Source organism: Nocardia asiatica NBRC 100129, assembly GCF_000308415.1.
Lineage (GTDB): Bacteria > Actinomycetota > Actinomycetes > Mycobacteriales > Mycobacteriaceae > Nocardia > Nocardia asiatica.
Genome location: NZ_BAFS01000110.1, coordinates 21,341 through 27,974, shown reverse-complemented (window position 1 = coordinate 27,974; position 6,634 = coordinate 21,341). Strand labels below are relative to the sequence as shown.

The 6,634-nt window shown below is 70.9% G+C and carries 3 protein-coding genes and 1 pseudogene; 1 reads left to right on the top strand and 3 read right to left on the bottom strand.

Features of this window, described 5'->3' with window-relative positions:
• Positions 1-170: 170 nt before the first annotated feature.
• The 3 genes and pseudogenes from pheT to ON27_RS10410 form a co-directional block, all read right to left on the bottom strand.
• Positions 171-2,680: pseudogene (gene pheT, locus ON27_RS10425) on the bottom strand (phenylalanine--tRNA ligase subunit beta).
• A 33-nt stretch (positions 2,681-2,713) separates the two neighbouring features.
• Positions 2,714-3,775, bottom strand: coding sequence for a phenylalanine--tRNA ligase subunit alpha (pheS, locus tag ON27_RS10420; protein ID WP_051046415.1), 1,062 nt, complete (start codon positions 3,773-3,775; stop codon positions 2,714-2,716).
• Positions 3,776-4,067: 292 nt separating this feature from the next.
• Positions 4,068-5,495, bottom strand: a complete 1,428-nt coding sequence (locus ON27_RS10410; protein ID WP_043723420.1) for an MFS transporter — start codon at positions 5,493-5,495, stop codon at positions 4,068-4,070.
• A gap of 103 nt (positions 5,496-5,598) precedes the next feature.
• On the opposite strand from ON27_RS10410, the gene ON27_RS10405 reads away from it, so the two are divergent.
• A complete protein-coding gene (locus tag ON27_RS10405; RefSeq protein WP_245559903.1) occupies positions 5,599-6,171 on the top strand; it encodes a TetR/AcrR family transcriptional regulator in 573 nt (190 codons plus the stop codon).
• The last annotated feature ends 463 nt before the right edge of the window (positions 6,172-6,634 follow it).

Genomic DNA, 6,634 nt, shown 5'->3' with positions numbered 1-6,634 from the left:
AACCGATTTCCGCGCGGGAATCCACCAGGCGTGCACGGTCTCCCCGTCCGAGGTGGGCAGGGACAGATCGGTGTACTCCATGCCGAGCAGCGCCGGGGTCTGCAGCACCGTCCGCTCCGGCAGATATGTCAGCGCGTTGAGGATCGGATGGGCCGGGTGTCGCATGACGGTCAGCCGCGCAGCACCGCACCCACCGCGTCGGCCGCCGCCGCGACGGCCGCGTCGCGCGCCGCGCTGGCCTCGTCTTCGGTGAGTGTCCGGTCGGTGGCGCGGAAACGCAGGGCATAGGTGAGCGACTTGCGGCCCTCGCCCGCCTGCGCGCCCTCGTACACGTCGAACAGCGCGATGTCCTCGAGCAGCTCGCCGCCGCCGGTGCGCAGCGCCGCCTGGACGGACGCCGCCGGAATCGTCTTCTCGACGCTCACCGAGACGTCCTGCAGCACCGCCGGGAACGGCGACACCGTGGGCACCGGCCGGGCTTCCCGCAGCGGCAACGCGTCCAGGTCCAGCTCGACGGCGCAGGTGCGCGGCGGCAGTCCGGACCGTTCCAGGACGGCGGGGTGCAGCTCACCCGCGTAACCGACGACGGTTCCGTCCACCACCAGCTCCGCGCAGCGGCCGGGATGCCAGGGCAGCTGGGCCGCGGGACGGCGCTCGATGAGCACACCCGCCGCGTCGGCGACCGCGTCTGCGAGCGCGAACGCGTCGGCGGCCTCGACCGGACGGCCCGCCCCCACGGCCCGCGCGGCTCCCGGCGGCCGGTCAGGACGGCGGCCACGTGCACCGGCTGGTGGGGCAGCGAATCGAGCAGTTCGGCGATCTCCTCGGCGGTCGGACGCCGGTCCACCGGCAGCGGCTCGACCGCCCTGGTGTTCGCCCCGGGCAGCACGACCTGCGCGATGCCGTAGAGAGCGAGGTCGCGCGCGCCCCGCGAGATGTTGCGAGCGGCCACCTCGAACAGGCCGGGCAGCAGTGTGGTGGCCAATTCGGCGCGCTCCACGTCGAGCGGATTCAGCACCTTCGTGGTGGCGCGGCGCGGATCGTCGGCGTCCAGCCCCCAGGTGTCGAACACTCCGGCGGGCAGGAACACCGGCGGCGGAACCTCGACGGCGCCCGCGAACGCCAGCGCGCGGCTGACGGCGCGGCGGCGGCGCTGGGTCGGCGTGAGCCCCCGCCCGGCCGGCGCGGCGGGCAGCACGGAGGGAATCTGCTCCAAGCCCTCCAGCCGCAGCACCTCTTCCACCAGGTCGGCGGGCTGGGCCAGGTCGGGCCGCCAACTCGGCGGTGTCACCACCAGCTGTCCGTGCCCGGCGTCGCTGACGCCGACCTCGACGGTGCAACCGATCTGGGCCAGGCGGCGCGCCGAAGTGCCCGTCGGGTAGACGACGCCCGCGACGCGATCGGCGGCGTCGATGTCCATGCGAACGGGCTCGGGCGCGGGGACGGGAATCCGCACGTCGGTGAGCACGGGTTCCACGGTGCCGCCTGCGATCTCGGCCAGCAGGGTGGCCGCTCGATCGAGCGCGGCGACGTTGATCTCCGGATCGACGACCCGCTCGTACCGCTTGCCCGCTTCCGAGACCAGCTTGTGCCTGCGGGCGGTCCGGTAGACCAGCAGCGGATTCCAGGTGGCCGCCTCGAGCAGGATGTCGGTGCTCTGCGCGCCGACCTCGGTGCTCGCCCCGCCCATCACGCCGGCCAGCGAGACGACGCCGGAATCGTCGGCGATCACCACGTCCTCGGGGTCGAGGGTGCGCTCCACCTCGTCCAGGGTGCGCAGCGTCTCACCCTTGTTCGCGGCGCGGACCACCAAGCCGCCCGACACCTTCGCCGCGTTGAAGGCGTGCAGCGGCTGCCCCAGCTCGAGCATGACGTAATTGGTGACGTCCACCGCGGGCGAGATCGGGCGCACGCCCGACAGCAGCAGCCTGCGCTGCAACCACCAGGGGCTGACCGCCTCCGGATCGATGCCGGTGACCCGGCGCGCCGCGAAACGGGTGCACCGGGAATCCGGCTCGACCCGGATCGGCCAGGCCTCCTGCTCGTGATCGGGCAGGGTCCGCACCGCCGGGTCGGCGTACTCGAGATCGAAACCGCAGGCCAGTTCGCGGGCCAGGCCGCGCACCGAGAAGCAGTAGCCGCGATCGGGGGTGATGTTCAGCTCGATGACGGTGTCGTCCAGACCGAGCAGCGCGTTGGCGTCGGTGCCCGGCTCGGCGGTGCCCGGCTCCAACACCAGGATGCCGGAATGGTCCTTGCCGATACCCAGTTCGGCGACCGAGCAGATCATCCCGTTGGAGACACGGCCGTAGGTCTTGCGGGAGGTGATCTGGAAGCCGCCGGGCAGCACGCCGCCGGGCAGCACCACGACCACCAGGTCACCGACCTCGAAATTCCGCGCGCCGCAGATGATCTCCTGCAGCTCGGGCTTGCCGATGTCCACCTTGCAGAAGCGGATCGGCTTCTTGAACTCGGTCAGCTCGGTGATCTCGGCCACCCGGCCGACCACCAGCGGCTCGCCGCCCGTCTGCGCCGGGCCCGCGACCCGCTGGAGCTTGTCGACCTCTTCGACTTCCAGCCCGACTCGGACGAATCCCGCGTCGAGTTCCTCCGGCGTCACCGACCACTCCGGATTGGTGCGCTGGATGATGTCGGTCAGCCAGGACTGCGCTACTCGCACTTGTCGTTTCGCTCTCTCGATCGAAGGGTGGGGTCAGGACCGGATACCGAAGGGCAGCGTGAAACGCACGTCGCCCTCGACGATGTCGCGCATGTCCGGGATGCCGTTGCGGAACTGCAGCGTCCGCTCCAGGCCCATGCCGAACGCGAACCCGCTGTACACCTCGGGATCGATCCCGCTGGCGATCAGCACCTTCGGGTTCACCATGCCGCAGCCGCCCCACTCGACCCAGCCCGCGCCGCCCTTCTTGTCCGGGAACCACACGTCCACCTCGGCGGAGGGCTCGGTGAACGGGAAGTAGTTGGGACGCATGCGGGTGCGGGTGTCCGGCCCGAACAGCGCCCTGGCGAACGCGTCCAGCGTGCCGCGCAGATGCGCCATGGTCAGGCCCTTGTCCACGGCCAAGCCCTCGACCTGCGAGAACACCGGGGTGTGCGTGGCGTCCAGCTCGTCGGTGCGGAAGGTGCGGCCCGGGCAGACCACGTAGATCGGCAGGTCGCGTTCCAGCATCGAGCGCACCTGCACCGGCGAGGTGTGCGTGCGCAGCACCTGGCGCGAGCCCTCCGGCGCGATGTGGAAGGTGTCCTGCATGGTGCGGGCCGGATGATCGGGCAGGAAGTTCAGCGCGTCGAAATTGAAGTGCTCGGTCTCCACCTCGGGACCTTCGGCGACCTCCCAGCCCATCGCGACGAACACGTCCGCGACCTGCTCGGAGATGACCGTGATCGGGTGCCGTGCGCCGACGGCCGCGCGGCGAGCAGGCAGCGTCACGTCGATCGCCTCGGCGACCAGCACGGCGGCATCGCGCTCGGCCAGCAACGTGGCGCGGCGGGCCTCGAACGCCTCCGACACCCTGGACCTGGCGACATTGACCCGCTTGCCCGCGTCGGCCTTCTCCGACTTGGGCAGGGCGCCCAGCGCGCGTTGCGCCAAGGCCAGCGGCGCCTTGCCGCCGAGGTGCTCGGTTTTCGCGACCGCGAGCGCATCCAGGTCGGCGGCAGCGGCGAACGCCTTCTCGGCGGCCGCCGCGGCCGCGGCCAGTGCCTCCTCGGTCAGCGCCGCGTTCTGCTCGCCTGCGTCGATGTCGTCGGCCACGATGCTCCGTCTCTCCCCTGGGGATCGGTTCGCGGGCACAGCTGATCGCCGACCCGCATTGCTGCTGGTCGCATCGTATTCGATGCGTCGGGCGCGATTCACGCGGATTACCCGCCTGTGCAGACCGCGCGGTCTGTGCAGTGGGCGATCGACCCCATCTCCGCCCAGCTCCGCGATACCGGGGGCCAAGACCTGGGACGCGAGGTGTCGGCCATCTGCCCAGCGAACGAACCTCCCACATACGACGCGCCCCTCGCCGCGCCGGAGCACGGCGAGGGGCGCACGGAGCGGATCAGTTCGCCGCCGTGACCTGCCTCGGCAACAGCAGCGACACCAGCGCGCCCACCGCGACGATCGCCGCGCCGACCCACACCGCGGGAACCAGGCCGTCCACGAAGCTCTGCGCGTCGAGGTAGGAGCCGGACCCGGCGAATACCGAGGCCAGCACCGCGACGCCCATCGCCACGCCCACCTCGCGGACGGTGTTGTTGGTGCCCGAGGCCATGGCCTGGTCCTCCGGGGCCGCGCTGGCCATCACGATGGTCGACGCGGGCGCGAAGGTCAGTCCCATACCGACGCCCGCCAGCAGGAACGGCGCGACGTACCCGCCGTAGTCGACGTCCACCGTGGTGATCGCGGCCATCCAGGCCAGCGCGGCGGCCAGCAGCACCTGCCCGGTGGTGATCAACGTCCGCGCACCCACCCGGTCGACCAGCAGACCCGCGATCGGCGCGACCACCATCGGCGCCATGGTCCACGGCATGGTGCGCACGCCCGATTCCAAGGGGCTGTAACCCTGCACCACCTGGAAATACTGCGCGAGCAAGAAGATCGAGCCGAATACGCCGACCGAGAAGGCGAAGCCGACCACATTGCTCACGCTGAACGCCCGGGAGCCGAACAACCGCAGCGGCAACATCGGCTCGGGCACGCGCAGCTCCCAGACGACCAGCCCGGCCAGCAGCACCGCGCCGCCGAGCAGCGCGGCCAGCACGCTCGGCGAGGTCCAGCCGTCGTCCGCGCCGTGGATGACGCCCCACACGATCGCGAGCACGCCGTCGGCCGACAGCAGCAAACCGACCGGATCGAGGCGGCGGCCGCGGCCGTGCGATTCGGCGAGCGCCCGCGCGGCGAACGGCAGCACGACCAGTCCGACGGGCACGTTCAGCCAGAAGATCCACTGCCAGCTCAGCCCGTCCACCACCGCGCCACCGACCAGCGGGCCGAGCGCGACGCCGAGTCCGGCGATGCCACCCCAGATGCCGATGGCCGCGTTGCGCATCCGCTCCGGGACGGCGGCGGACAACAAGGTCAGCGACAGCGGCATCACGGCGGCCGCGCCGAAGCCCTGCACCGCCCGCGCCGCGATCAGCATGCCGGGTCCGGTCGCCAGCGCGCAGGCCGCGGACGCCAGCGTGAACAGGGCGATGCCCAGCAGGAAGATCCGGCGCCTGCCGAGCCGGTCACCGATGGCGGACGCGGTGAGCAGCAGCGAGGCGAACGACAGCGTGTAGGCGTTGACGAACCATTGCAGGTCGGCCAGTGAAGCGCCCAGCTCCGTGCGGATCACCGGCAGCGCGTTGGTCACCACGAGGTTGTCCAGCGTGACCATGAACATCGGGATGCCGACCGCGGCGAGCACGGCGGCGAGCCTGCGCCCGCCGAGCGTGGCCGTCTGCGCGACTACGGCCGTCGTGGCGGGTGGGAGGGTCTCGGTCATGTCCAATCCTTGTTGTAATCGACTGATAACTATTGATCAGAACGGTATGCATCGACTGATAACATGTCAAGACACTTCCCGGGAGCAGCGGAAACGGAGCACGATGGCGACCAGGACCAGGATGACGGCCGGCGAACGAGGCGAGCAGGTGCTGCGCGCGGCGGTGTCCGCGTTCGCCGAATCCGGATACGCCGCGACCCGGACCGACGAGATCGCCCGGCGGGCGGGCGTGTCACAGCCGTACGTGATCCGGCTGTTCGGTACCAAGCAGAACCTCTTCCGGGCGGCCCTGCACCGCGTGTGCGATCGGATCGAGGAGATCTTCCGCGCCGCCCGCACCCAGGCGGCGCCCGATGCGGGCCCGGAGGACGCCCTCGCCGCCCTCGCCAACGGCTATTCGGTCTTCCTCGCCGAACGGGAACTGCTGCAACTGCTGCTGCACGGCTTCGCGGCCAGCGCGGACCCGGCGATCGGCGACCAGGTCAGGGCCCGGTTCGGGGCGATCTACCAGCTCATCCGGGAACTCACCGGAGCACCGGAAACCGAGACCCGGCGCTTCCTGTCCACCGGGATGTTGCTCACCGTGATGAGCGCGATGCAGGTAGCCGGCCCCGACGCGGTGCCGGCGGCCTGGGCGGAGGGAATCTTGCAGAATCTCAGCGCGCACGGCGACTGACAAGCCCGCCCCATCGCTGCGCGCAAGCACCCCGAAGCACCGCGCCTGCCCTCTCACCACCCAACATCGGCGCGAGCCCCGCGACTCCGGCCACCGCGAACAGGCCCGGCACGGCGACCACCACCTGCGCGACGCGAGAGCAAGCAGCGATCACCCGAACCCGAGCCACCAGAGGACCCGCGAACACGCCACATCACAGACCCGCCAGCCCCCACAAACAGCCATGCGCTACGTCCCGAGTCCCCCAACTACGCGCCCAGCGCACCTCAACCACGACTTTCGAGCAAAGCAAGACCGAGCACCGCCGTCCACGGCCCGGCTCGCATCTACGCAACCACCGCACCCTCGACCAGAAAGCAAGCAGCGATCACCCGAACACCAAGCCACAAGAGGACCCGCGAACACGCCGCATCACAGACAGCCAACCCCCACGAACAGCCGTGCACTACGTCCCGAGTTCCGC

Bases quoted from the DNA above. Each gene is read 5' to 3' on its own strand.
- ON27_RS10410 (WP_043723420.1), bottom strand. From the start codon at position 5,495: ATGACCGAGACCCTCCCACCCGCCACGACGGCCGTAGTCGCGCAGACG.
- ON27_RS10405 (WP_245559903.1), top strand. From the start codon at position 5,599: ATGGCGACCAGGACCAGGATGACGGCCGGCGAACGAGGCGAGCAGGTG.